The sequence below is a fragment of the Paenibacillus sp. Root444D2 genome (assembly GCF_001426375.1).
Classification (GTDB): domain Bacteria; phylum Bacillota; class Bacilli; order Paenibacillales; family NBRC-103111; genus Paenibacillus_E.
In genome coordinates this window covers 19,174-41,848 of sequence record NZ_LMEO01000018.1, presented here as the reverse complement: position 1 = coordinate 41,848, position 22,675 = coordinate 19,174, and the positions used below count along the sequence as shown (strand labels likewise).

Annotated in this window: 18 protein-coding genes and 2 pseudogenes; 12 read left to right on the top strand and 8 right to left on the bottom strand. The window is 44.5% G+C overall.

What is annotated here, in order from left to right:
* The first annotated feature begins 33 nt into the window (after window positions 1-33).
* A complete protein-coding gene (locus ASD40_RS12510) occupies window positions 34-492 on the top strand; it encodes a hypothetical protein (protein ID WP_057303609.1) in 459 nt (152 codons plus the stop codon).
* 320 nt (window positions 493-812) lie between these two features.
* Here ASD40_RS12510 and ASD40_RS12505 read toward each other — a convergent pair whose 3' ends face one another.
* Both ASD40_RS12505 and ASD40_RS12500 read right to left on the bottom strand, forming a co-directional pair.
* A complete protein-coding gene (locus tag ASD40_RS12505; RefSeq protein ID WP_063870773.1) occupies window positions 813-1,871 on the bottom strand; it encodes a phosphotransferase in 1,059 nt (352 codons plus the stop codon).
* Between the two features lie 198 nt (window positions 1,872-2,069).
* Window positions 2,070-3,629 (bottom strand): annotated as a pseudogene (locus tag ASD40_RS12500) (catalase); the annotation flags it as partial.
* Between the two features lie 156 nt (window positions 3,630-3,785).
* Here ASD40_RS12500 and ASD40_RS12495 point away from each other — a divergent pair.
* The 5 genes from ASD40_RS12495 (at window position 3,786) to ASD40_RS12475 (ending at window position 10,651) form a co-directional block, all read left to right on the top strand.
* Entirely contained in the window at window positions 3,786-4,775 is a 990-nt protein-coding gene (locus tag ASD40_RS12495; protein WP_057303607.1) for a substrate-binding domain-containing protein, read from the top strand.
* The gene (locus ASD40_RS12490) at window positions 4,772-6,235 is read left to right on the top strand and encodes a sensor histidine kinase (protein ID WP_057303606.1); all 1,464 of its coding nucleotides are present in this window, start codon (window positions 4,772-4,774) and stop codon (window positions 6,233-6,235) included. Before ASD40_RS12495 ends, ASD40_RS12490 begins: the two co-directional genes overlap by 4 nt.
* On the top strand, window positions 6,210-7,577 hold the full coding sequence (locus tag ASD40_RS12485; protein ID WP_200957403.1) for an AraC family transcriptional regulator: 1,368 nt from the start codon (window positions 6,210-6,212) through the stop codon (window positions 7,575-7,577). The genes ASD40_RS12490 and ASD40_RS12485 overlap by 26 nt, the downstream gene beginning before the upstream one ends.
* A 259-nt stretch (window positions 7,578-7,836) precedes the next feature.
* Window positions 7,837-9,288: a sugar porter family MFS transporter gene (locus ASD40_RS12480; protein WP_057303604.1), complete on the top strand. Its 1,452-nt coding sequence runs from the start codon at window positions 7,837-7,839 to the stop codon at window positions 9,286-9,288.
* Between the two features lie 709 nt (window positions 9,289-9,997).
* Window positions 9,998-10,651, top strand: a complete 654-nt coding sequence (locus ASD40_RS12475; RefSeq protein ID WP_057303603.1) for a cupin domain-containing protein — start codon at window positions 9,998-10,000, stop codon at window positions 10,649-10,651.
* 403 nt (window positions 10,652-11,054) lie between these two features.
* Here ASD40_RS12475 and ASD40_RS12470 read toward each other — a convergent pair whose 3' ends face one another.
* From ASD40_RS12470 to ASD40_RS12460, 3 genes are all read right to left on the bottom strand, one after another.
* Window positions 11,055-12,254, bottom strand: coding sequence for an MFS transporter (locus ASD40_RS12470; protein WP_057303602.1), 1,200 nt, complete (start codon window positions 12,252-12,254; stop codon window positions 11,055-11,057).
* 121 nt (window positions 12,255-12,375) lie between these two features.
* Window positions 12,376-13,539: an MFS transporter gene (locus ASD40_RS12465; protein WP_057303601.1), complete on the bottom strand. Its 1,164-nt coding sequence runs from the start codon at window positions 13,537-13,539 to the stop codon at window positions 12,376-12,378.
* Window positions 13,540-13,711: 172 nt separating this feature from the next.
* Window positions 13,712-14,740, bottom strand: coding sequence for an NADH:flavin oxidoreductase/NADH oxidase (locus ASD40_RS12460; RefSeq protein WP_057303600.1), 1,029 nt, complete (start codon window positions 14,738-14,740; stop codon window positions 13,712-13,714).
* 305 nt (window positions 14,741-15,045) lie between these two features.
* Between ASD40_RS12460 and ASD40_RS12455 the strand changes: the two genes are divergently transcribed.
* Window positions 15,046-15,753, top strand: a complete 708-nt coding sequence (locus tag ASD40_RS12455) for a DUF421 domain-containing protein (protein WP_057303599.1) — start codon at window positions 15,046-15,048, stop codon at window positions 15,751-15,753.
* 97 nt (window positions 15,754-15,850) lie between these two features.
* Window positions 15,851-17,221: a sodium-dependent transporter gene (locus tag ASD40_RS12450; RefSeq protein ID WP_057303598.1), complete on the top strand. Its 1,371-nt coding sequence runs from the start codon at window positions 15,851-15,853 to the stop codon at window positions 17,219-17,221.
* Window positions 17,222-17,351: 130 nt separating this feature from the next.
* Here ASD40_RS12450 and ASD40_RS12445 read toward each other — a convergent pair.
* Together ASD40_RS12445 and ASD40_RS12440 are read right to left on the bottom strand one after the other, a co-directional pair.
* A pseudogene (locus tag ASD40_RS12445) lies at window positions 17,352-17,525 on the bottom strand (small acid-soluble spore protein H); the annotation flags it as partial.
* A 108-nt stretch (window positions 17,526-17,633) separates the two neighbouring features.
* The gene (locus ASD40_RS12440) at window positions 17,634-18,053 is read right to left on the bottom strand and encodes a hypothetical protein (protein ID WP_057303596.1); all 420 of its coding nucleotides are present in this window, start codon (window positions 18,051-18,053) and stop codon (window positions 17,634-17,636) included.
* 244 nt (window positions 18,054-18,297) lie between these two features.
* Here ASD40_RS12440 and rlmN point away from each other — a divergent pair, with 244 nt between their 5' ends.
* The 4 genes from rlmN to ASD40_RS12420 all read left to right on the top strand — a co-directional run bounded on the left by rlmN (window position 18,298) and on the right by ASD40_RS12420 (window position 21,537).
* The gene (gene rlmN, locus ASD40_RS12435) at window positions 18,298-19,395 is read left to right on the top strand and encodes a 23S rRNA (adenine(2503)-C(2))-methyltransferase RlmN (protein ID WP_057303595.1); all 1,098 of its coding nucleotides are present in this window, start codon (window positions 18,298-18,300) and stop codon (window positions 19,393-19,395) included.
* A 119-nt stretch (window positions 19,396-19,514) separates the two neighbouring features.
* Complete coding sequence (locus ASD40_RS12430; protein WP_057303594.1) at window positions 19,515-20,090, top strand: uracil-DNA glycosylase; 576 nt, start codon at window positions 19,515-19,517, stop codon at window positions 20,088-20,090.
* Window positions 20,091-20,693, top strand: coding sequence for a DNA-3-methyladenine glycosylase (locus ASD40_RS12425; protein ID WP_082562200.1), 603 nt, complete (start codon window positions 20,091-20,093; stop codon window positions 20,691-20,693). It begins immediately after the preceding gene.
* A gap of 136 nt (window positions 20,694-20,829) precedes the next feature.
* Window positions 20,830-21,537 (top strand): dioxygenase family protein, encoded by a 708-nt coding sequence (locus tag ASD40_RS12420; protein WP_057303593.1) that lies wholly within the window; start codon window positions 20,830-20,832, stop codon window positions 21,535-21,537.
* 470 nt (window positions 21,538-22,007) lie between these two features.
* On the opposite strand, the gene ASD40_RS12415 is transcribed toward ASD40_RS12420, so the two are convergent.
* Window positions 22,008-22,523: a hypothetical protein gene (locus ASD40_RS12415; RefSeq protein ID WP_057303592.1), complete on the bottom strand. Its 516-nt coding sequence runs from the start codon at window positions 22,521-22,523 to the stop codon at window positions 22,008-22,010.
* Window positions 22,524-22,675: the final 152 nt, after the last annotated feature.

Genomic DNA, 22,675 nt, shown 5'->3' with positions numbered 1-22,675 from the left:
TGAACTCCACGATAATGAAAAGGAGGACATCGGATGGACAACGGACAAGCTAAGGACGCAGCGCGTCATTTTAATCTTTCAGATGAAGTTTTTCACCATCCTGGCATGGATATTTATGCACAAATGACCTTTATCGTCTTGAAATGTTTTTCTTCGGAATCGAACATTCCAGGATTATCTGATATTGCTAAGCTCGGTCGAATGAGTCTCAAGCAGGCGACAAAGGCATTGCAACAACTTGTGGAGCTGAGAATTGTCTCGCACAAAATATTCCGCCGTATGGTGGGAGATTTCCAAGACGATCGGCTTTCCTGGGCTGCTAAGGGCTTGCTTACGTTTTGCAAAGAGAACCCGAACATCAACCTAGACGATCTAGTGGAACTATCCAGTGAATCGGGCGAGGATGAACATAGCATACGCAAGGCTCTTAAGGAATTGTACGAATATGGGTACTTGGAAGAGTACCCTGTATGGAGCAAAATCGCTAACTAAGGTATGGCGGACATAAGAGTCAACTAAAAGGCATCCTGTCTAAGGGTGCCTTTTAGTTCCTATTTAGGAATTGCTATGACTATTCCAATTACAATAAAGCCCTAAGCTCACGCTGATACTTGTTCAAATGGGAGACTGTCGGATAATCTCTTTGTCCGAACGAATACCGCCAGCCCGAATGTTCCGAACCACATGATAAGGTGCAGATAAAAGAGCATGAAGAATGCTGAGATCAGATGAGCTCAATGGACGGTATCTCTGATGATAATATTCAATCCAACGAAGCATCTCCGTTCCAAGGCAATTTCGATGAAGAATGTTCAATCTGTGATTTCATTGACGACTTCATTGACATCTTCATGCTCAATCCCCTTAGGGATTGATTTTGTCCATTCATCTATTAAATTTATTGCTTTTAATCGGGGATCCCAGGTTTTTTTCAAAATATCGAGCATTTCACGGCTTCTTGATTCATGAGGGAAATGAGTAGCGTGCCAAGCTTCCCGAGGCAATCCATATAAGGACGAAATCAATTTGCGCTCAGTCTGGTCTAATGGCCGCCGTTCTTCATACCCTTTTAACAACGCTAGTATGAAATCGGGATTGAATTGTGTAGTGTTCATAAGGGCTTTCGCTAGATCCACGTAGATGGAACCCACTTTAACACGGTCCCAATCGATGATGAACAGCTGGCCATTTTCAGAAATAATGACATTAGGGGAAGTAATATCGTTGTGTATCAATGCGGGACGGTTCGCTTCCTTCTTCAAAAGATCAACGACCTCGGGGCTGTTTAAGTTAGCCCATGCCCGATCGGTAAGGCGCTTACAGTACTTTCCGTATATTTTGTACCATTTGCGGTTCCGTTCATGGTTTTGAATAGCTTTATTCATCCGTCTACGAAAGAGGCGATCTTGGATTTTCCATATTCTGATTTGACTATGCGTGGAGGGCCCTTTAGTGTCAAGGATACCACTGGATGTAGTATGTAACGTGGCAAGGGCCCGGCCAAGCTCTTCAAAATCTTCGTTCTTTTCCAAATTCCTCCCTTGTATCCATTCAGTCATATAGAAGGGGCGTTCGCGGTGTAAAGTCCATAACTTCCCAGAGCGGGTAGTGAGCCATTTGGGCATATAAGTGAATCCGCTATTCATCAAGAGCTCTAGATACGCTGCCGTTGTTTTCATTTGGTGAACGGTACTAGTGCGGAGGAGTGCATTTCGAAAAAAGGGCTTCAAGGCATAGGTGCCCATTTTCGTTTGTACTTGAATAATCGCGTTTTCTCGGTAAAAGGATGCAACCGTGCCTGATCTCAACGCTCGAAGGCCGAAGCGGCGAGTAATTTTGCGAATTCGGTGTTTCGTATAGGGATTTGCCATACGCAACCTCGCTTTATATAAGATGGGGGAAAGGAGTAGATATTAGATAGACTATTCATCCAGGGGGACGGCTGTATGGTCTAATACCACGAGTGCAGCAAAAAACATTCCGCTGGGACAGCGAGGGAAACGAAAAAAGACCGGAAGGCTGTGGGCCTTACCGGTCATTTCTGTAAATAGGCGTTTCGTCTTCAATTTTTAATATCCGTCTGTTCGCTTTCCTGAGTTCTCGGCAATTTCAGCACCATCTCTTTCAGCAGCGGAGCCGAGATGTGCCGATTCGACGTTAGCTTGAGCAAGACCTTCAGAAACGCGTCGACCGTAATCCGAATCGGCTTTTGTGAAATGTTCAATCATTTTATTCTGGATAATTGGTTTGCATATCTTCAGCGCATCTACCAAATTCGCAATCAATTCATCGCGTTCCCAATCTTCAAATTTACGATAGGTGTCTCCGGCTTGTCCAAAATCATTGGTTCGGCTAATTTTTTCACGGACTAATTTGTCATTATACATAGGTTGATGTTCCTTGCCGGAAGGAACCGCTTCTTTTAACCCGCCAAGCGAGGAGGGCTCGTAATTCACATGCGGATTCTGCCCGGGGGCCCGATCCACCACGATGGCCATTTGCCCATCTCGTTGGTTCGTAGCTACACGTGTTTTGGGGGCATTAATCGGCAGCTGAAGGTAGTTCGTTCCCACGCGGTATCGCTGGGTATCGGAGTAGGAGAAGGTTCGGCCCTGCAGCAGCTTGTCATCGGAAAAATCAAGACCATCGACCAGAACCCCCGTACCGAAAGCTGCCTGCTCGACTTCGGCAAAGTAATTTTCGGGGTTTTTATTCAGCACCATTTTGCCCACGGGTAAAAAAGGAAATTGTTCATGATCCCAAAGTTTAGTCGGATCAAGCGGGTCGAAATCGAGCTCAGGGTGCTCGTCATCACTCAAGATTTGAACGCAGAGCTCCCACTCCGGGTACTCACCGCGCTCGATAGCTTCATACAAATCCTGGGTGGCATGACTTACGTTTTTACCCTGTATGCCTTCTGCTTCCTTCTGAGTCAGGTTCTTCATTCCTTGCTTCAGCGGTTCCCAATGATACTTGACTAATACGGCTTGTCCTTCTTGGTTGACCCACTTGTAGGTATTCACACCAGACCCTTGCATTTGCCTATAATTGGCGGGAATCCCCCACGGAGAGAACAGGAATGTGATCATGTGGGTGGCCTCAGGAGAGTTCGATACAAAATCGAACATTTTCTCAGGGTTTTGCAGGTTGGTAACGGGGTCCGGTTTGAAGGCATGAACCATGTCCGGGAACTTCAACGGATCGCGAATAAAGAATATCTTCAAATTGTTGCCGACTAAGTCCCAGTTACCGTCCTCGGTATAAAACTTTGTGGCGAATCCACGTGGATCACGAAAGGTTTCCGGAGAGTAATTGCCGTGAACGACCGTAGAAAATCGGACAAATACTGGGGTCTGTTTACCAGCCTCTTGAAAAAGCTTGGCCCGTGTATAGGTGGAAATAGGATCATTCCCCACTTTGCCATAAGCCTCAAAATATCCATGAGCACCAGCACCTCGTGCATGTACAACACGTTCAGGAATTCGCTCCCGGTCAAAATGGGATATTTTCTCGATATAGTGGTAGTTTTCGAGCGTTGAGGGTCCTCGATTTCCAATTGTTCGTATGTTTTGATTATCTGAAATCGGATGACCTTGTCGATTCGTTAGGGTCATCTCTTGATTTTCTTTGTCCATTATCCCTATTCATCCTTCCTTAAAATGTCAGTAGTACCTTTTGCCATGTATAGGAAATTTATTCATCATCGAATACTAAACGTGATTTCCGTTTTATCTGCAGGCTCTGTATAATAAATCTATATTTTTACTAAAGCTCGGGGGTGCTCCATGTCAAAGAAAAAGTGGACGGTGGGGCTGGTAGGCATAATTATTGTTTTCTGTTATTTTTTATTCCAGTTTTTATCTTCCACACTTAAGATCGATCACCTGGTCGGGCAAATGGAACAGAGCAAGGTAGTGGATAAACGTATCAAGCACGTTGTGCTGATAGCTCAAGAGATCGACAATCCATTCTGGAGAACGGTGGAACTGGGAGCCAAAGAAGCCGCGGCGCAGCTGGGTATGAAGATTGATTACATGGGGCCGATTCGCATAAATCCTGCTGAACAAATGAATCTACTGGAGAAATCGATTGCTGCCAAGCCGGATGCTATTTTGGTCCAAGGAATAAAGGAGCAGCGCTACGATCTTCTGATCAGCAAGGCTTTAGATCAAGGTATTCCAGTGATCACAGTAGACGCAGATGAACCGGAGAGCCGGCGCCTTGCCTACGTGGGAACAGATAATTGGGAAGCGGGCAAACGCATGGGGGAGCTTGTGGTGAAAGATGCTGCTGGGAAAGGCCGTATCGGCATCATGATCGGAAGTGAACTGGCGGATAATCAACAGCTTCGTCTAGAGGGTTTCCGTTCAATTATTCGAAATACGCCAGGTTTTGAAATCGTAGCTGTCCGCTCATCAAATATTTCAAGGATTCAAGCTGCTAAGCAGACAGAAACTATGTTGAACCAATACGCAAGTATTCAGACAATGGTGGGATTTAGCTCCTTAGATGCGGTTGGCATTGTAGAAGGACTTAAGGTAACAAATCGAGCAGATGTAAGCGTGTACGGATTTGATGACCTGGAGGAAACCAAGATGGGCATCGCCCAAGGAGCAATTCGAGCATCGATCGTTCAGCAGCCTAAAGAGATTGGATCCAAATCCGTTGATTTGCTAGCGGAAATTTTCAAAGGGGGCTCCATTCCGGTCCAGCAGTTCACCGCTACGGATATTCTGGATAGAAACCAATTGAAGTTAAGTGTGGGCAGCCCATGAATATACGTAGAATGCTATTTATTGTTATCCCGGTGCTTTTTATATTGAATAACGCGGTTGCTTATTTCATCTTTGAAAGCGGAAGAACGGTGCAGATGAGCTATAATGTGATGCTGGATCGGGTATTATTATACAAGCAAATTGCCGGACTGACGCAGGGAAATCTTCGTGCTTTGAATGTTTACTTAATGGATCGAACAGAGAACAGCCGCAAGGCCTATATAAGTCAGAGGGATGAGCTTAATCAACTGCGGGAAAGCATGTTTGCACAAGGGGCGATTATTCCAACTACTGATCTAGCACTTCGCAGTTATCGCAATATGATCGATACTTTTATAGGGCAAGAAGCGGGTGTCATAGAGGCTTTAAACAGCCAAGGCTCTTTGGCTTATGCGGCTTTCTACGAAGAGGCTGAGCAGACAGCCGCGTACATCCAAACAGAAGGACATCAACTTATTGATTTGGAACTCAGTTATTATCAGCCTTTTTACAGACAAATTCTTATCCAAACCGAATTTATGAATTATTGGGGCGTCGCTATTTTTATTTTAAATACGCTGATAAGCGTCTTGTTTGCTTATTGGATTTCCCTAGGTATTACCCGACCGATCAAGCAGTTGGCCTTAACAGCGCAACTAATCTCAGACGGGAATTTGCAAGCTCCCCCTCCGCAGATTAGCGAGCATAATGAGTTTGGAATGTTATCTAGGGCTTTTGGGCGCATGCAAGACAATTTGAAAGAACTGATTATGAAAGAGAAAGAAAGCTTGGAAAAGGACAAGCTGGTCAAAGAATTAGAGCTGGAGGTTTTGCAAAATCAGATCAACCCGCACTTTCTCTTTAATTCCTTGAATGTCATATCCAAGCTTGCGCTGCTCGAGGGTGCTGAGAAAACAAGCGATCTCACGGTATCCATGTCGAATCTTCTTCGATATAATCTTCGAAAATTGGATCGTCCGGTGACGCTCAGGGATGAGGTCGAGCATGCCAAAGAGTATTTTACCATCCAACAGGCACGCTTTCGCGACCGGATTCAGTTCGTAACGGAAATTGACGAGAGCGGACTGGACGTGTACGTTCCCATGCTAACCCTTCAACCGATACTTGAGAACGTCTTTGTCCACGGTATTGAGGGAATGGAAGAAGGGGCTGAGATTAAGCTGGGCATTACGTGCGAGCCTGGTGAGGTAAGGGTCTCCATATCAGATAATGGGATCGGTATGAGCGAGGAGGTCCGTGAGTCTCTGCTTCACTTCGAATCCGAACCGCTGCTTGATCAAGAAAAGGGACAATCGACGGGGTTAGGCACGCGTAATGTGTTTAGACGACTCGAATTATTTTATGGAAAAAAGAATCTTGTAGATATTCACAGTGAGCCGGGCCAAGGGACGACTGTCCTCATCCGGATTCCTACTGCAGGAAAGGAGGATGGGGATGTATCGCCTACTGATCGCAGATGATGAAGCTTTAGAGAGAGAAGGTATTGAGTGGATCGTTACCCGAATGATGCCGAATACGTTTGAAATTATTCATGCAGAGAATGGCCGTGTGGCGATCCAAAAGGCAGATGAATTTCGACCGCATATCGTTCTGATGGATATTCGAATGCCGGGCATTCAAGGCCTTGAAGCGTTAAAGGAAATCAAGGCTCATAGTCCGCAGATCAAGATGGTACTGGTTACAGCCTATGAACAATTTGAATACGCTAAAGAAGCCCTTTCCTTGGGAGTAAAAGAGTACCTGATCAAACCGGCTAAACGCGATCAAATCGTTGCACTCCTCCAGCGGCTGGTAGCTGAAATTGACCAGGACCAAAGAAAGCGCGACGAGGAGTTCGCAATGCGCGATAAGTATTTCCAGCTGCTCCCGCTGGCGGAAACGGAAATGGCTCTGGTCTTTATGTCCGATCAAGTGAATGAAACCGAGTTGGGGTATCTGGCTGATATCCTCGAGCTTTCCATAGATAAAGGCTGTGCGCTTGTGCTCGCTTTGCCGGAATTCGGGCATACATCCGAGCAGGAATTAGGCATCGAGAAGAAAAAGGTTTACGAAACGGTAAAAAACTTCGCCAAAGGCTTTATCAAGAATAGGGTCGGCTGTGTGGTCAGTTCCATGGTCCATTGGCACATGGTCATTTTTCTACTCGAAAAGGCAGACATCAAGGATGAGGTATTGCGGGAAGAGGCTCATTTGCTAGGCGCTAAGCTGGTTGAGACACTTCGCCAACAGCGTAATTTAGACGCTAATGTAGGCATTGGGTCCGTCCAAATGGATATTGAGGGAATAAGGAGATCGTATTTTGAAGCCGTCTTCGCATCTACGTATCCTAAAAGGTGGGGTAACCTTTGCTCATTTGAGGATATGAAAATGCTTTCCCTAGAAGGTGAGCGGGAAACGGCTGATAAGTTGATTGCAGAAAAGACTACCGAACGCACGTACGTGGAATTGGCCATCAAACGAATTCGTGAGGAACGTGAGCAGCGAACATGGAGTGTCCTAGACAACGCCATCACGTTCATTCAAGATAAATTCAACGAGGAGCTTTCCCTCGAAGATGTTGCGGAACATGTCCATTTGAACCCGTATTATTTCAGTAAAGTATTCAAACAGCAAACGGGAGAAACCTTCATTGATTATGTGACAAGGCTGCGGATCGAAAGGGCCAAAGAATTCATAAACGAAGGGCAATTCAGCTTAAAGGAAGTCTGCTATATGGTTGGTTATAAAGATCCTAATTATTTCAGCCGAGTATTTAAAAAGGTAACAGGGGTAACGCCCACCGAATACCGCAACCAACTTTAATAAAGACAAAGGTTCATGTAGAGATGCATGGACTTTTTTGCTTTTACACAACAAAAATATGCTAGTCTGCCGCCCTATATCAGGCGGAGAATTACAGGCATCAATATTATGCTTGTAAACAGCAAATAAGTGAAGGGAATAGGCCCCTAGCTTGAACAAAACGCATGGTATAATGAGTCTCGCATTATAAGGATTGACTATTTTTTCACGATAAAAGACTCGCACGCAGGTGCGGATAAGTCAGAAGGGATAATCGCTTATGAGCTCACATATAAACAATCAAGACCAACAAGTAAGCATGAAGTTTGTCACGCTAGTTTCGATGGTTGCCGCTTTGGGCGGTTTATTATTTGGATTTGATACAGCTGTTGTGTCGGGCGCAATTGGTTTTATGAAAGAACGCTTTGACCTCAGCGAGGTGCAAGTGGGGTGGGCGGTCTCCAGCTTAATCATCGGGTGTATCGTTGGAGCAGCAGGATCCGGTATGCTGGGGGACAGGTTCGGTCGGAAAAAAGTGCTGATTATGGCCGCGATCCTATTCATTATCGGATCCATCGGTTCCGCCATTCCAGATACGTTCACTGGTTATATTATTGCGCGGATTATTGGCGGACTGGGGATTGGTATTACCTCAACGCTATGTCCTCTTTATAACGCGGAAATAGCGCCTGCCAAATATCGCGGCCGCCTTGTAGCTCTCAATCAATTCGCGACGGTGACCGGTATCTTCCTCGTATATTTCATTAATATGGGCATTGCGGGGTATGGCGACGACGCGTGGGATATTTCAACAGCTTGGCGATGGATGTTTGGCTTCGGAGTTCTTCCAGGTTTACTGTTCTTAGTACTGCTTTTCTTTGTGCCTGAAAGCCCGAGATGGTTGATCAAACAGGGGAGGGCAGCAGAGTCACTTCCGATTTTACTTAAGATTCACGGCGACGAATTGGCCAGACAGGAAGTACTGGATATTAAGGAATCGTTCGAACAGGAAAGTGGATCGATCCGCCAACTGTTCAGCCCCGCTTTGCGGCTTGCTTTAATTGTAGGTGTGGGACTGGCCGTTCTCCAGCAAGTTACGGGAATTAACGCGATTATGTATTATGCTCCGGAAATTTTTAAGGAAACGGGTGCTGGCACGAATGCTTCCCTGATTCAGACCATTTTGGTCGGTTTGATTAATTTCCTCTTTACCATTCTTGCTATATGGCTCATCGATAAGGTGGGACGTAAGGCTCTTTTACTCGTCGGATCTGCCTCAATGACAGTGTGCCTAGTCGTTATAGGCGCTGCCTTTCACACGGGACAACCTTCAGGGCCATTGGTACTAATCTTTATTTTACTGTATGTAGCTTCCTTTGCTGTATCGCTTGGGCCTGTTGTGTGGGTGATTATGTCCGAAATTTTCCCGAACCGTATTCGTGGAAAAGCTACGGCAATTGCATCTATGGCGCTATGGGCAGCGGATTATATCGTATCTCAGACCTTTCCTCCGATGCTTGGTTCTGCAGGGCCCGCAGTGACATTCTGGATATTCGGTTTCATGTCCTTGCTTACTTTCTTTTTCACTTGGCGTCTAGTGCCTGAGACAAAGGGGAAATCGCTGGAGGAAATCGAAGCCTTGTGGTCTTCGAAAAAAGCTTCTACTGCGAATAAAAGCAAAGAAGAAGAGGGAGTCCCATATAGAACTTTTCCTAATACACGCGAATCCTAAGTGCTCGTTGTGGACGAGATATAGCGGTTGTCGAGCCCCATTTACATAAAAGGGAACTACGATTCGTTATATTGAGCAAATGAGAGCTAGACGGGTATATCACGAACGAGGATACCTTATTTACTTGAAAAACGCGTTGCAGACGCAAAAATGACCAAATAGCGAATCGTCATTCCTCTTGAACCCAAATTTGAGCGGATCTCTGCGAAATAGCGAATCCTCGTTCCGTTTAAACGGGCTAATTAGGAACAAGTCATTCCTATTATATGAAAAGAACCTCAACTCCACAAAAAGGAGCTTGAGGTTCTTTTTTTACACATCGGTTGTCTGCTGCCAGTTACTACGGTTCTATAATACTTTAAAGCTTTCCTCCCGAATTAAGAGAGCAATTCCTGCGTCATATCAAAAAATGCTTTTGTATGTTTGATTTCATAATTGCGGGGCCGATCAAAGCTTTAGGCTAAAATGGTTGCATTTTATGCAACAATCGCTTAAAAACGAGGGTTATCTTGCATAATTTTGTATAAAATACAACTTTACACGTATAAGCAAGCATTAGCATTTCGCTTCTTGGGCGCAGCATGCTTTTGGCGTATGCTCTTTATTTAAGAAATCTTGCTTCAGCCAAAACTAGGCATTTATCACGAATTAACTTCCAACGCATATCATGCAGATATATGAATTACAAGTGAAATGGAGTTGTTCCTAAATGGCGACACCTGATATAGATTATACGAAACCAGATGTTCAATATTTTTTTGATATCAATAAGAACCGTTTGAAAACAAGGAATGCCGAAAATTTTATTAATCGATTGGGACGAGAGAATTTAAACACGCTGGGTAACGTTTCTTTGCTTGATATTTATTTAAGTAAAGGACGTGTTGTTGAACCACATTATCATCAAAATGCATCTGAGCTTGTTTATTGTATTACGGGAACCGCTAGGGTTTCCTTAATTAATCCTTTTAATAATGTAATCACAAATGTGACGATAGTCCCAGGACAAGTGGCGAATATTCCGCAGGGCTGGTGGCATTGGGAAGTGGCTTTAGAAGATAGCACCCATTTACTCGCCATCTTTGATGCTCCGTATCCAGAGTATATTTTTGGGTCTGATATTCTAACAAAAACACCAATAGAAGTCCTTGCCCATACGTATTGTTTAGATCCAGAACTATTGAGGAAAACTCTTAAACCTCTAGATAATCAAACCATTATAATTGGACCTACGGACGAATGTGTGTCAGAAATGCATAAGCGGCAGGCCACTCCCTCGTATTCTAACACGACAAGTCATCCCCATGCAGCGCCTCAATACCAGTATCCCCCTCAAAACAATTATCATTATGGGAATCGCTAAAGTTGATTATGCAAAAAGAAAGGCCATAGTTCGGTTTTCTTAGAGAAAATCGGAATAGAACCTTTCTTTTTTTGCACGCTAAATGAATTCGATTTTCTTTTGCCGAAAGACTACTTTGTGCACCGCTACAGCATTAAAAAGATGATTGAGCTCCCTTGTAACAATGTAAAACATCGTTCCATCAACCTTTTATGAACATTTGTTCGCCCAATCGCCCTTATAACGATGTAAAACATCGATGCAGCAATCGTAATGCTACATCAACTTGAATCTAACGATGAAATACATCATTGCAGCAAAAGTGGCTGTGCAAAAAGTCGCCGAAGATGACTGTGAGATAGGCTTTAAGACAAAACAAGGGACTGTCCCAAAGAGACAGCCCCTTGTTTGTATGATTAAAGAGTTACACATTAGCAGGCTTGCGTTCTGCAAGATAACAAGCAAATCCTAAGATCAGCGCCAGTCCTACAAGTATAGCGCCGACCCAAGGGAGGGCTGTGATGGATAGATGGGTAATGACCCATCCCCCTATGAAAGCGCCAGATGCATTTCCTAGATTACCGGCAGAATGACTGGAGGTAGAAGCAAGTGCTGGCGCCGCCTGTGCAAGGCTCATTATTCGTACTTGCAGCCCAGGGAACACAGCAAAGGAAGCAGCTCCCCACAGAAAAATAGTCAATACCGCAGCTATTGGACTATGAATGGTAAAGGTGAAGAGGGTGAGAAGTACACATATCGAAAGATAAAGTCCCAGTATGGAAGGCATCAGCTTCCAGTCCGCAAGCTTCCCGCCAACGATATTTCCGATGGTTACTCCACAGCCGAAGAGGACTAGAATCCAAGTTACGCTATGTTCAGCAAAACCGGTGACTTGCACAAGCAGTGGCGTAATATAAGTAAAGACGGCGAATAGGCCGGCGTTGCCTAGTGCTCCGATAAGCAGGTAAAGAAGGAGCTTGGGCTTGACGAGAGCGCTTATCTGCTTAACGATACTCGCTGGTTGGTCATGTCGAATTTGCGGTATAAAGATAAGAATGCCGATTAATGCAATGATTCCCATGATCGCAATCGCGCCAAATGAGGATCGCCACCCCATGTGTTGACCGATGAATGTCCCCAGAGGAACACCGATAATATTGGCAATGGTTAGACCGGCCATCATAATGGATACGGCACCGGCACGCTTGTCCGGACGTACCAGATTGGAGGCGATAACAGCCCCGACGCCAAAGAATGTCCCGTGTGTCAATGCGGTTATCATACGGGCTCCCATGAGAATGGCATAGCTTGGAGCGAAAACAGAAATTCCGTTACCCAGAATAAATAAAACCATTAGCAAACATAACAGTTTTTTTTGCGGGATTCGGTGGGTGAGAACCGTCAGTATAGGCGCGCCAATAGCTACCCCGAGGGCATACATCGTAATGAGTTGTCCTGCGGATGAGATGCTGACATGCAGATCATTCGCGACATTAGGCAAAAGCCCCATGATGACAAATTCAGTCATTCCAATGGCAAAGGCGCCAACGGTAAGAGAAAGTATAGAGATGGGGAACGGTTCTTTGGCTGTCTGTTCCTTGGTAATACGGTGAGATAACTCCATGATGTCAATGGCAACCTTTCTGTTGTGTGTACTAAAGCTCAAATCATAATCAAATCGTGCCGATCAATAAGACCTTTTTCATATTATTTAGTTTTCTAAGCTTATAATCAAGACAATTCTTTTAAAAAATATGTAAAAAGGTGCGTTTTTTTGTCGAGCGATTGGATATTTTATTGGAAATAAGGAATAAAATGGCTGCCATCAAGCACAACGCAAACAATATGAAATAAAGGAAAGGTGCGCCCATATGGTCAATGAAGATACCTCCAAAGGCACCGCCAATAATTCCGCCAAGCCCCGTAGTGATCGCTGCAAATACCGTTTGAAAGGTAGCCTGATTCTCGTCTTTGGAATAACTTTTCACCATTTCAACAGATGCGCTTGCGAAAAAAGCATAGGCCATTCCGTCTAAAAGCTGAGAAGCCAGCACCAGATAAATATCGTGCGTGAAAGCCAATGTCAAACACTTGGCCGCATAGCAAATTGCAGCCATGCAGAGGACAGGCAAACGTCCGATTTTGTTATTCAGCTTAGCTGATACCCAGAACATCGGTACTTCAATAATCGCTGCTATCGCATACGTGGTGCCAATCCAGGCTTTATTAAAGCCCATTTCTTTGAAATAAATAGGAAGAAATGAAAAGTTGATCGCAATCGATAAATTCACCAGCAAGCAAATCCCAATAAAGCCTAGAAACCGTTTATGGCTAATTACCTCTTTAGCCTGATCAAACATCGACAGCTTATGTTCGGACGGCTTGATTTTTGGAAATAGAAACAATACACCGAGGACAGCAGCATTGATGATAAGGAAATAGAAAAAACTACTTCCGTAGCCGCTGCGTTCATAAATAATACCTGTGGCAAAACTAGCCAAGGAAAAACTCAGGGCTCCCCAGAGACGAATGCTGCCAAAAGAAATACCCGCATTACTGCCAATCTCAACAGCCAACGCATCGCTTAACGAGGCAGAAGAAGATTGAAACCATGGGAAGAGAACCGAGAAGATCAATAAGGCAAAGTAGGCGTCAAAAAAGTAGAAGCCAAATGCGAGAATAGGGGATAGGATGGTACAAAGCATCAATATTTGTCGGCGATCGTTCAGCCGGTCATTCAGTATGCCCATAATGGGCTGAGCAATGACACTCGTAAAGGCCCAAAGAGATAGAAGCAGTCCGACTAGGGTAGAGCTTATCCCCTTATCACTAAGATATAGGCTAAGATAAGGCATTAATGCTGCCTGTCCGAGATAGTATAGGAAATAGTAGGACGCAAGACTTTTCATACGAGAATCCCCTCTCAGATGTCCAAACCAAATAAAGGGCACATACGTGTAATGTGTGAATTGACAGGAATCTGTGCCCATTTAACATCTTATTCTTTTCCCGTTACCTTGGCAATCAACTAGAAAGAAAGGAGCCACCCATAAATAACTAGGGTGGCTCCATTTTTTATATTTAGTAAGCTCGAGCATATTGTTCCGGGATATGATTCGGTTCTTTGCGAAGTGTAATGGCTGCATGTGTAGCCCAGTACGGATCACGCAGCATGCCCCGTGCAATCGCTATGAAATCTGCATCTTCACTGCCGATAACGGACTCAGCAAGCGCTGGGTCTTCGAGCATACCTACAGCAATCACGGGTACATTCAGCGCCTCACGGATTTTACGTGCGAACGGAACCTGATAGCCGGGGTAGTTGCCTGGTTTTCTCTCTCCAGCGGGTCCTTCCCCGCCGGAACTCACATGAAAAGCATCTACACCTGCAGCTTGGTAGGCTTTGGAAAGCTCGATGGCATGATCCATATCATATCCGCCATCAGCATACTCCACTGCGGAGATGCGGAAGATGAGCGGCATGTCAGCAGGCATTTCTTTTTTGACGGCTTGAATGACTTCTACGCCAAAACGGGCTAGGTCTTGACCGTATACATCATCTCGTTTATTGGTTAGAGGCGATTGGAACTGATGGATCAAATAGCCGTGAGCTCCATGAAGCTCGATCGTATCTACACCTGCTGTTACAGCACGGCGGGCGGCATCACCGAATTTTTGGACGACGTCTTGAACCTCCTCGGTTGTAAGAGCGCGCGGCATCTTGTAAGCCGAGCCAGGAAACTTAATCGCAGATGGGGCAATGGGGACTGCCGCGTCTTCTGCTTTGCGTCCAGCATGAGCGATCTGAATCCCGATTTTGCCATTATGCGAATGTACACCGTCGATAATTCTGGAGAATGCTGGAATATGATCATCTGACCATAGTCCTAAGTCGAGATCAGTAATGCGGCCATCGGGATCAACACCCGTCATCTCCATGATAATGAGACCAGTACCGCCAATAGCGCGGCTAAGATAGTGAACGTAGTGCCATTCATTTGGCTTTCCGTCTTTGGCCGTAACCGAATATTGACACATTGGCGCCATGACAATGCGATTGCTTAAGTGCAAACCTTTCAAATCATACGAAGAAAACAATTTCTGAGTCATAGTCATCTCTCCTTTAAGCTATTTATGAAGACAACCCTAACAAGGGTTCCTATTTGCAAAGTCATGCCATTATTATTAATGGTATTGGAATTAAAAGCAAGTACCTACTTTTAAGTACTATAGTATCAAAAAGTATACTAAAGGAGTCGTTTACCATGGGTAATCAACGATTTAAGAACTCGGTAGAAATGACCTTGTGCTGATCATCAGATCCGGATCAGGGGAAACCAAGAGCCTCCTCTCTATCCGTGCTTGGTTTTTTCTTTTCTATTTAGGAGATAATGACAGGGAGGAGGGACATAAGTATGTATGCCTACGTGGAAATTCTGATTCGGACCGTTCTAGCTATTTTACTGCTTCTGTTTATAGCCAAAGTACTTGGTAAACAGACGATTTCCAATATGACGTTTCATGATTTTGTGACTGGTATTACTATAGGGGCTATTGCAGCTAATTTGGCATTCAATGAAAAATTAAGTCTTTCGCATATGATTTTATCGCTGATTGTCATTGCCATTATGTCCTATTTGTTATCCGTCATTGCATTGAAAAGCCGCAAAATGAGAAACTGGATATCAGGTTCCCCGACGGTACTTATGGAAAGCGGGAAAATTCTTGAAGATAATATGAGAAAAGTGAGATATACACTGGACTCATTAGATCAAGCTTTAAGGGAAAAGGGGATTTTTAATATAGAGGAAGTGGACTACGCTGTACTTGAGGATAATGGTGTGGTATCGGTATTAAAAAAAGACGAGTACCAATATGTCACTAAAAAGGATATGAAGCTTCATTCAAACACCCAAGCTTTTCCCATTGAATTAATTATGGATGGAAAAATGATGGAGAAAAACCTAGAGAATAACGGACTGACTAAGGAATGGTTGGAACTGGAGGTAAAACGCAAAGGAAAACAGATATCGGATGTGTTCTATGCGGCTAGAGGTACGAAGCAACAGCTTGTCTTTGATTTTTATGAAGATGGAATCCATCAAACCATTGATAAAGAATAAACGGATGTAAACTTTGTGAAATTTTACAAGGTGACTTGAGAAGGATTTTCCAGTAACATTATTTCATCTAAATAACGTTAGGAGATAATCATTCATCATGAGTAACGATCAGACATCAGGACAAGCAGCAAGCAAAAAAACAGGAACGGTTGAACGATTTACGTCTACTGGTTTTATTTTGGCTGCGATCGGCAGCTCGGTAGGGCTAGGCAACATGTGGAAGTTTCCCTACATTACAGGTAAACATGGCGGTGCTGCCTTTTTCCTGTTGTTCATTATTTGTTTAATTGTTGTAGGCTTACCTATTTTGCTTGCAGAGATGACGATTGGCCGCGGCGGTAGAGGGAATGCATCGGTATCCTTCTTTAATCTGACGGGCAAAAAATACTGGGGAGCATTTGGGTTATTATCAATTCTAACCGCTTTCATGATCATGTCCTATTACGCGGTAGTCGCGGGATGGACACTCCATTATACGGTAGAGTCGTTTACTGGCCTCTTGTTCCAAGAGGGCTCCGACTATAAAGAGAAGTTCCTATCATTCGCTTCGGGCTACTGGCCTATTTTCTGGCAGGCCGTTGTTATGTTGGTTACAGGGTGGGTTATTGCCAAGGGGGTTTCTGGCGGTATTGAGAAATTCAACAAAATTTTGATTCCTGGTTTTCTCATCATCCTACTCATTCTTATGTTCCGTTCGCTTACGCTTCCAGGGGCAGCAGCGGGGGTATCCTTCTTCTTAAAACCTGACTTCTCCAAGCTGGACGCGGAGTCTGCACTAGTTGCTTTGGGACATGCGTTCTTTTCCTTATCGTTAGGGATGGGCTGTATGCTAACCTATGGATCTTATGTGGAAAAAAGACAATCACTCGGCACGGCGACGCTCGCCATTGGTTTCGGTGATTTAGTATATGCTTTCATCGCGGGTCTAGTCATTTTCCCTACGGTGTTCTCCTACGGGCTTCAGCCTGGCGAAGGCGTAGGTTTGGCTTTCATGGCGCTGCCTGCGGCGTTCTCACAAATGCCATTTGGTTTCTTCTTTGGTGGTCTATTCTTCTTGCTGCTGGCCATTGCGGCGTTAACTTCAGCGATTTCCATCTTAGAAGTTCCAGTTGCTTATGCTATGCACAAATGGCAGTGGAGCCGCAAAAAATCAGCGGTTATCTTATCCATCCTTTGTTTCTTAGTTGGTGTTCCTTCAGGGCTTTCTGTTGGAGGCGTGCTAGGGGACTTCCATCCTGGAGGTAAAAGCATTTTTGATTGGATGGACTTCGTTACTTCTTATGTTCTGATGCCATTTGGTGGGTTGGTTGTTACCTTGTTTACTGGCTACGCATGGAAAAAGGCTGGAGAAGAAGCGGGTTTGAAAGGTTTTTGGTATAAAGCCTGGATGTTCTTGCTGCGCGTAGTAGCTCCCATACTCATTGTCTGTGTATTCCTGCATTCGGTAGGTATAATTAAATTTTCATAGACATATACCAACTATCATTAGTAAAGAGGATACCGCCGAGGGTATCCTCTTTCTTTTTTCTTACTTCTTTTCAATCCTGCGGCAATGGGCATATCATCTTGATATCTTCCATCTCCAGCATTTGAGAACGCTCGACTAGACTGCTCAGAGGGACACTTTGCTCATTTTCCGGTTGATCCAAAGGATAAATTCTGGCGGTTTCATTCTTTTCGTCGACATTTTGAATGTAGATTGGCGTCCCATTATAAGTGACATCTACCATGACAGGTGAAACCGCAATCTCTTGAGCGCGTTGATTGTTCATTTTTTAGCCTCCTTGACGTACTAGTTACATTATTTGTGGATGTGAAAGGATGTATTCATAAAAAAGCACCCCCAGCTATTTGGAGGTGCCTTAATTTTTATTTGATTCTCATACTAAGATGATAGCCCTAGCTAACCAACTAAATTTATTCAGCTGAGCTGTTGAACCGTTACCAACTGTAATAAATGAACCCGTAAAGGTGATTCCACGGTTGATTGTAGACCTTTGAATATAACCTTCATAAAGCTGGTTGTTTATTCCAGGGATGCTGCCGCCCGGCACAAATCTTAGGAAAGTAATTTTACCCGAAGGTACGTCATACCATCCTCGAATGGTATTCTCGAATACCGTTCCTGTCACAAAGCCATTACGAGCGATTGTAGTGTTTAGCAGTCCTCTAAATCCATTTGCTTCAATAGACCATGTCGCAATAATAATGGGGATTTGAGTAGGACGCACACGACGTTTTTTAAGCAGAACTGCTTGTTTTTTGAAATAAACAGGGAGTTTTTGAGTTTTGGATGCCATGTTTTCTCACTTCCTTTTATCCTATCCTATGTAAAAGCGGTGGGAACTGTATGGATTAATAGATTAGTAGAATAGCGTATTTTTCATAAAGGATGGTAAAATAAGAGGCAGATAAAGGAACGCGTATGGCCTCTAACTCCCCTTGTGTTCATGAAGGATTTTTGGCACAATAATAAACAGATGGTACGCTTCGGCTGCTTAGTAGAATAGGACTGTATGTGAAAGTCTTGAAAAGAGGATAACGATGAATAAAGAATCCATCTTTGGATTAACGTTGGATCAATTGATTGCATGGCTTGAGGAAAAAGGACACAAAAAATCGCGGGCATTACAAGTCTGGGATTGGCTATATCGGAAGCGGGTGACCGACTTCTCAGAGATGACGGATGTGAAGCAGGATTGTATTCAGAGTCTGGAAGAGCATTTCGTCATTCAGACGTTGACTGAACATACGAGACAAGAATCAGCGGATGGTACGATGAAGTTCCTGTTCAAGCTGCAGGATGGTAATTTGATCGAGACTGTGTTGATGAGACATAAATTCGGGTTGTCCGTTTGTGTAACGACGCAAGTTGGCTGCAACATTGGGTGCAGCTTCTGTGCGAGCGGGCTTTTGGCCAAAAGTCGTGATCTATCCAGCGCCGAAGTCGTGGAACAAATTATGAAGGTTCAGTTTCATTTGGACAAAGTGGGTAAAGACGAACGTGTCAGCCACATTGTTGTGATGGGCATTGGCGAGCCATTTGATAATTTTGAAAATATGGTTGATTTTATCCGCGTTGTGAAAGATCAGAAAGGCCTAGACATTGCCGCTAGACATATTACGGTATCAACTAGTGGTCTTGCTAATAAAATAATCGAATTCGCGGACTCGGATTTGAAGGTAAATCTCGCAATTTCTCTGCATGCCCCGACGAACGAGCTTCGTACCCGGATCATGAAAATAAACAAAGCGATTCCGATTGAGAAGTTAATGCAGGCAATCGAGTACTATTTGGAGAAAACGAACCGGAGAATTACACTCGAGTATATTCTGCTGAAGGATGTAAACGACGGTAGAGAGCATGCGCTGCAATTGGCAGAGCTCATCCAGCATATCCGCCACCTTGCTAATGTGAACCTGATTCCTTACAATCCTGTGGATGAGCATAGTCAGTATCAACGGAGCGAGCGAGAATCCGTGCGGGCTTTCTATGATACCTTGAAAAAGCAGGGCATTAGCTGCAGTGTTCGCCTTGAGCATGGGACGGATATTGATGCCGCTTGTGGACAATTAAGAAGCAAACAGATCAAACAATCCACAGGGGATAACCTGGGTCAGGATAGTTTGGTTGTAGGATAATAAAGAAGGCGGGACCCCATCAGATATTGATCGGGTCTTTTTTTCGTAAAGAATAGCAGCTTTGATATAAAGGGAAAAATGACTTAAGATCCAACTGAGATAGGAATAGGAGGCGTAGAATGTCAGATTTCAAAGCCGTTATTCTAGATGAGGAAACAGCACCTTCTCATGCCATCGCATGCCAGCAATGCGAGCTTTCCAAGCAGCGTCATCGAGTGATTTGGGGGGAAGGTAATCCCAAAGCTCCGATTTTTATTATTATGGATAACCCGGGTGCCCGTGAAGACAAGGAGGGACAAGCATTCGTATGCGGTACAAGGGAAACTTTACAGATGGGGATGAGGGAAGCAGGGCTGGATTTGGGCTTGGTTTATGTAAGTTATTTATTGAAGTGCCGCCCGATTCGGGCTTATAACAAGCCCATAGCCAGAGAGGCGTGCTCTTCCCATTTAAAGCTTCAACTTGAAGAGAAGAAACCCAGTTTGTTGTTTGGACTTGGAAATGTTGTTGTGGATTCTATGTTTCCGGATGTTGGTGCCGATGTAAAAAGCTACAGGGGTAGATGGCACACATTCCAAGGGTTACCTATAGCTTTCTCTTATCATCCACTCGCTGTACGCCGGAGACCCGTCCTTATGAAATATTTCGTCCAGGATGTTGAGCTTATTACTCAAAGGATCAAGGAAATGACGTAAATGGAGATGAATGTTCTATCTTTCCAACCCGTAGCTGCTGCATTTTTGAGGCAACCCACACTGCTCTTGGCTCGTTCACTGCTCGGCAAACTGCTTGTGAAAGAAACCGAATTAGGCATAACCGCAGGCTGGATTGTAGAAACAGAGGCCTATAAAGGGCCGGGAGATCGCGCCGCTCATAGCTTTGGCAATCGCAGGACACAGAGAACGGAAGTCATGTTTGGCCCTCCAGGCTATGTCTATACCTACGTGATGCATACCCATTGTCTAGTGAACATTGTTAGCGGGGAGCCTGGTCACCCAGAAGCTGTCTTAATTCGAGCTGTGGAGCCCTGCATAGGAATTGATCTCATGTATGATCGCCGCGGCCACGATAAAAAACTCAAGGAGCTCACAAACGGTCCCGGCAAACTAACGAAAGCTCTTGGCATTGTAAAAGAGGACTATGGAAGGCCCTTCTTTGAGCGTCCTCTTTTCATTGCTGAAGGAAAAACAATAGAATCCGTTGCGGCTGGACCGAGAATCGGTATCGACAATAGTGGGGAGGCCAGAGAATATCCGTGGCGATTCTGGATCGAAGGAAATCCTTTTATTTCAAAATAGCTGCAGAACTGTATTTCCGCCCATTCGTCGCCTATTTTCAGTAAACTTTAAGCCAATCTTCGGATAAATTTCAGGGAATTTCCCCCAGTTCCATGCTATTCTATTCGTACAAGAGGTTGAATTGGGGGGGACGACAATGGAAGAGAAGCAAAAGGAGTCGAAATCTTCGAGTATGAAAATAACGCGTCGCCGGTTCTTGGTATCGAGTGTTCTAATGGTCACCAGTGCGACGTTAGCGGCCTGCGGAATTAATTTGGGCGGCGGAGCTACGACTGGAGGACCAACGACTCAGCCTGAAGTTAATCAAGCGAAGGAAACGGCGAGCGAATCACTGAAAGCTGCGAATCTGGAGCCAACACCTGCGTGCGGTTCCCCGGAGGAGATGACGCCAGCTGTCACCGAAGGTCCGTATTTTACACCGAACTCGCCGGAGAAAAGTTCCTTGTTAGAGCAAGGAATGAAGGGAACGAAGCTTACGCTTGTAGGCTACGTTGTATCCACGGCGTGTAAACCAGCTGCGCATGCGTTATTAGACTTCTGGCAAGCAGATGCAGACGGTCAATATGATAACAAAAGCTTCACCCTTCGGGGGCATCAATATACAGACGATAAAGGCAAATTTACATTGGAAACGATTGTGCCGGGCTTGTACCCAGGGCGAACGCGCCATATCCACGTGAAGGTGCAGGCGCCGAATGGTCAGGTGCTGACGAGTCAGCTCTTTTTCCCGAATGAAGCGGGCAATGTGAAGGATGGCATCTACAACAAGGCACTACTGATGGATATTAAAAGCAACGCGGATGGCAGCCTGTCGGGCGCCTATCAATTCGTTGTAAAGGTATAAATAAAGAGCAGCCCATGATGAATTCATGAGGCTCCTTTTTGTTTTAGATATGTAAGAATTGAGGGTAAGCGAAGCTTGTCCCTTGATTTTGCTGTATCTTTATCTTCTTCTTTTTGTCTCAGTCTTTTATCCTCTGTCTCGCTCTATACCCCGCTTAAGTTGTACAACGTACAACAATTCCGTTAGTTTCTTCTCATTAAGCAGTAAGTGTTGTATGTCGTACAACAATTTAGCCATATTTCATGGAATTGAGCTAATTTATTGGGAAATTGATGTATTTTCTGCAACAATCGCAGGGATAACGTGGATCTAGCCTGCGTAAAATTGTACGTAGTACAACTTTACGATTACCTTGGAGCAAGCGACTTTATGATGATAAAAGCTTGCATCTACTATAAACTTGTTCCGTATTTACCTAATAAACACCACACTCGTCCAAAAGGAGGGCATAATCCGTATTCTTCATAGAGTTAGATTGATTTCCGATTGCGCGTAATCATCATCAAGCCGCCTGCAACAATAAGAATAATAGCAATGATCGGTTGGTTGTGGAAGAACTTGTTGAAAATAGAGCCTATGGAGAAAATGGTGAAGAACAAAAGGGACATGACCGTCAGAATGTTAATCGGGATGAGCAGCCATTTATTTCGGCCTCCGAACCAATACAGTTCGAATAAACCGACAGCAACAGCCAGCATAAATCCAGGCCACATAAGATGCCAGATATCAAACAGCATGGAGATTTGGCAGATGACGCCGGTTGCTAACACAATCCCGCCTGGGACAAGCACGCCAACACCTCGCCGCTGCAGGATAAAGAAGTATAACCAGTGGAAAAATATGCCCACCGGTATGACAAACAAAGTTGGCCAGAAGTACTCAAAAATGGTATCGGTATTGAACGTACTGTCACCTTTTAGAAACATAAAAATACCTAAGATGATCAATATGGGGCCCAAAAAGGCACTGCGATTCAAATTCAACATGCTCACTCCTAATCTATATTCGATGAAATTTCATTACTTCCAAGATATCATGTCTTTGGGACAGTGTCTTCCGACCTGGGGGGAGAATGGGTATCGGTCGGAAGACTGATTTCATCCCCTCCATCATATGCATGCTTGCCAACAATAGGAGC

What these genes read in the sequence shown, in the direction of transcription:
- ASD40_RS12510 (WP_057303609.1), top strand. Translation starts at nt 34, where the DNA reads ATGGACAACGGACAAGCTAAGGACGCAGCGCGTCATTTTAATCTTTCA.
- ASD40_RS12505 (WP_063870773.1), bottom strand. Translation starts at nt 1,871, where the DNA reads ATGGCAAATCCCTATACGAAACACCGAATTCGCAAAATTACTCGCCGC.
- ASD40_RS12495 (WP_057303607.1), top strand. Translation starts at nt 3,786, where the DNA reads ATGTCAAAGAAAAAGTGGACGGTGGGGCTGGTAGGCATAATTATTGTT.
- ASD40_RS12490 (WP_057303606.1), top strand. Translation starts at nt 4,772, where the DNA reads ATGAATATACGTAGAATGCTATTTATTGTTATCCCGGTGCTTTTTATA.
- ASD40_RS12485 (WP_200957403.1), top strand. Translation starts at nt 6,210, where the DNA reads ATGTATCGCCTACTGATCGCAGATGATGAAGCTTTAGAGAGAGAAGGT.
- ASD40_RS12480 (WP_057303604.1), top strand. Translation starts at nt 7,837, where the DNA reads ATGAGCTCACATATAAACAATCAAGACCAACAAGTAAGCATGAAGTTT.
- ASD40_RS12475 (WP_057303603.1), top strand. Translation starts at nt 9,998, where the DNA reads ATGGCGACACCTGATATAGATTATACGAAACCAGATGTTCAATATTTT.
- ASD40_RS12470 (WP_057303602.1), bottom strand. Translation starts at nt 12,254, where the DNA reads ATGGAGTTATCTCACCGTATTACCAAGGAACAGACAGCCAAAGAACCG.
- ASD40_RS12465 (WP_057303601.1), bottom strand. Translation starts at nt 13,539, where the DNA reads ATGAAAAGTCTTGCGTCCTACTATTTCCTATACTATCTCGGACAGGCA.
- ASD40_RS12460 (WP_057303600.1), bottom strand. Translation starts at nt 14,740, where the DNA reads ATGACTCAGAAATTGTTTTCTTCGTATGATTTGAAAGGTTTGCACTTA.
- ASD40_RS12455 (WP_057303599.1), top strand. Translation starts at nt 15,046, where the DNA reads ATGTATGCCTACGTGGAAATTCTGATTCGGACCGTTCTAGCTATTTTA.
- ASD40_RS12450 (WP_057303598.1), top strand. Translation starts at nt 15,851, where the DNA reads ATGAGTAACGATCAGACATCAGGACAAGCAGCAAGCAAAAAAACAGGA.
- ASD40_RS12440 (WP_057303596.1), bottom strand. Translation starts at nt 18,053, where the DNA reads ATGGCATCCAAAACTCAAAAACTCCCTGTTTATTTCAAAAAACAAGCA.
- rlmN (WP_057303595.1), top strand. Translation starts at nt 18,298, where the DNA reads ATGAATAAAGAATCCATCTTTGGATTAACGTTGGATCAATTGATTGCA.
- ASD40_RS12430 (WP_057303594.1), top strand. Translation starts at nt 19,515, where the DNA reads ATGTCAGATTTCAAAGCCGTTATTCTAGATGAGGAAACAGCACCTTCT.
- ASD40_RS12425 (WP_082562200.1), top strand. Translation starts at nt 20,091, where the DNA reads ATGGAGATGAATGTTCTATCTTTCCAACCCGTAGCTGCTGCATTTTTG.
- ASD40_RS12420 (WP_057303593.1), top strand. Translation starts at nt 20,830, where the DNA reads ATGGAAGAGAAGCAAAAGGAGTCGAAATCTTCGAGTATGAAAATAACG.
- ASD40_RS12415 (WP_057303592.1), bottom strand. Translation starts at nt 22,523, where the DNA reads ATGTTGAATTTGAATCGCAGTGCCTTTTTGGGCCCCATATTGATCATC.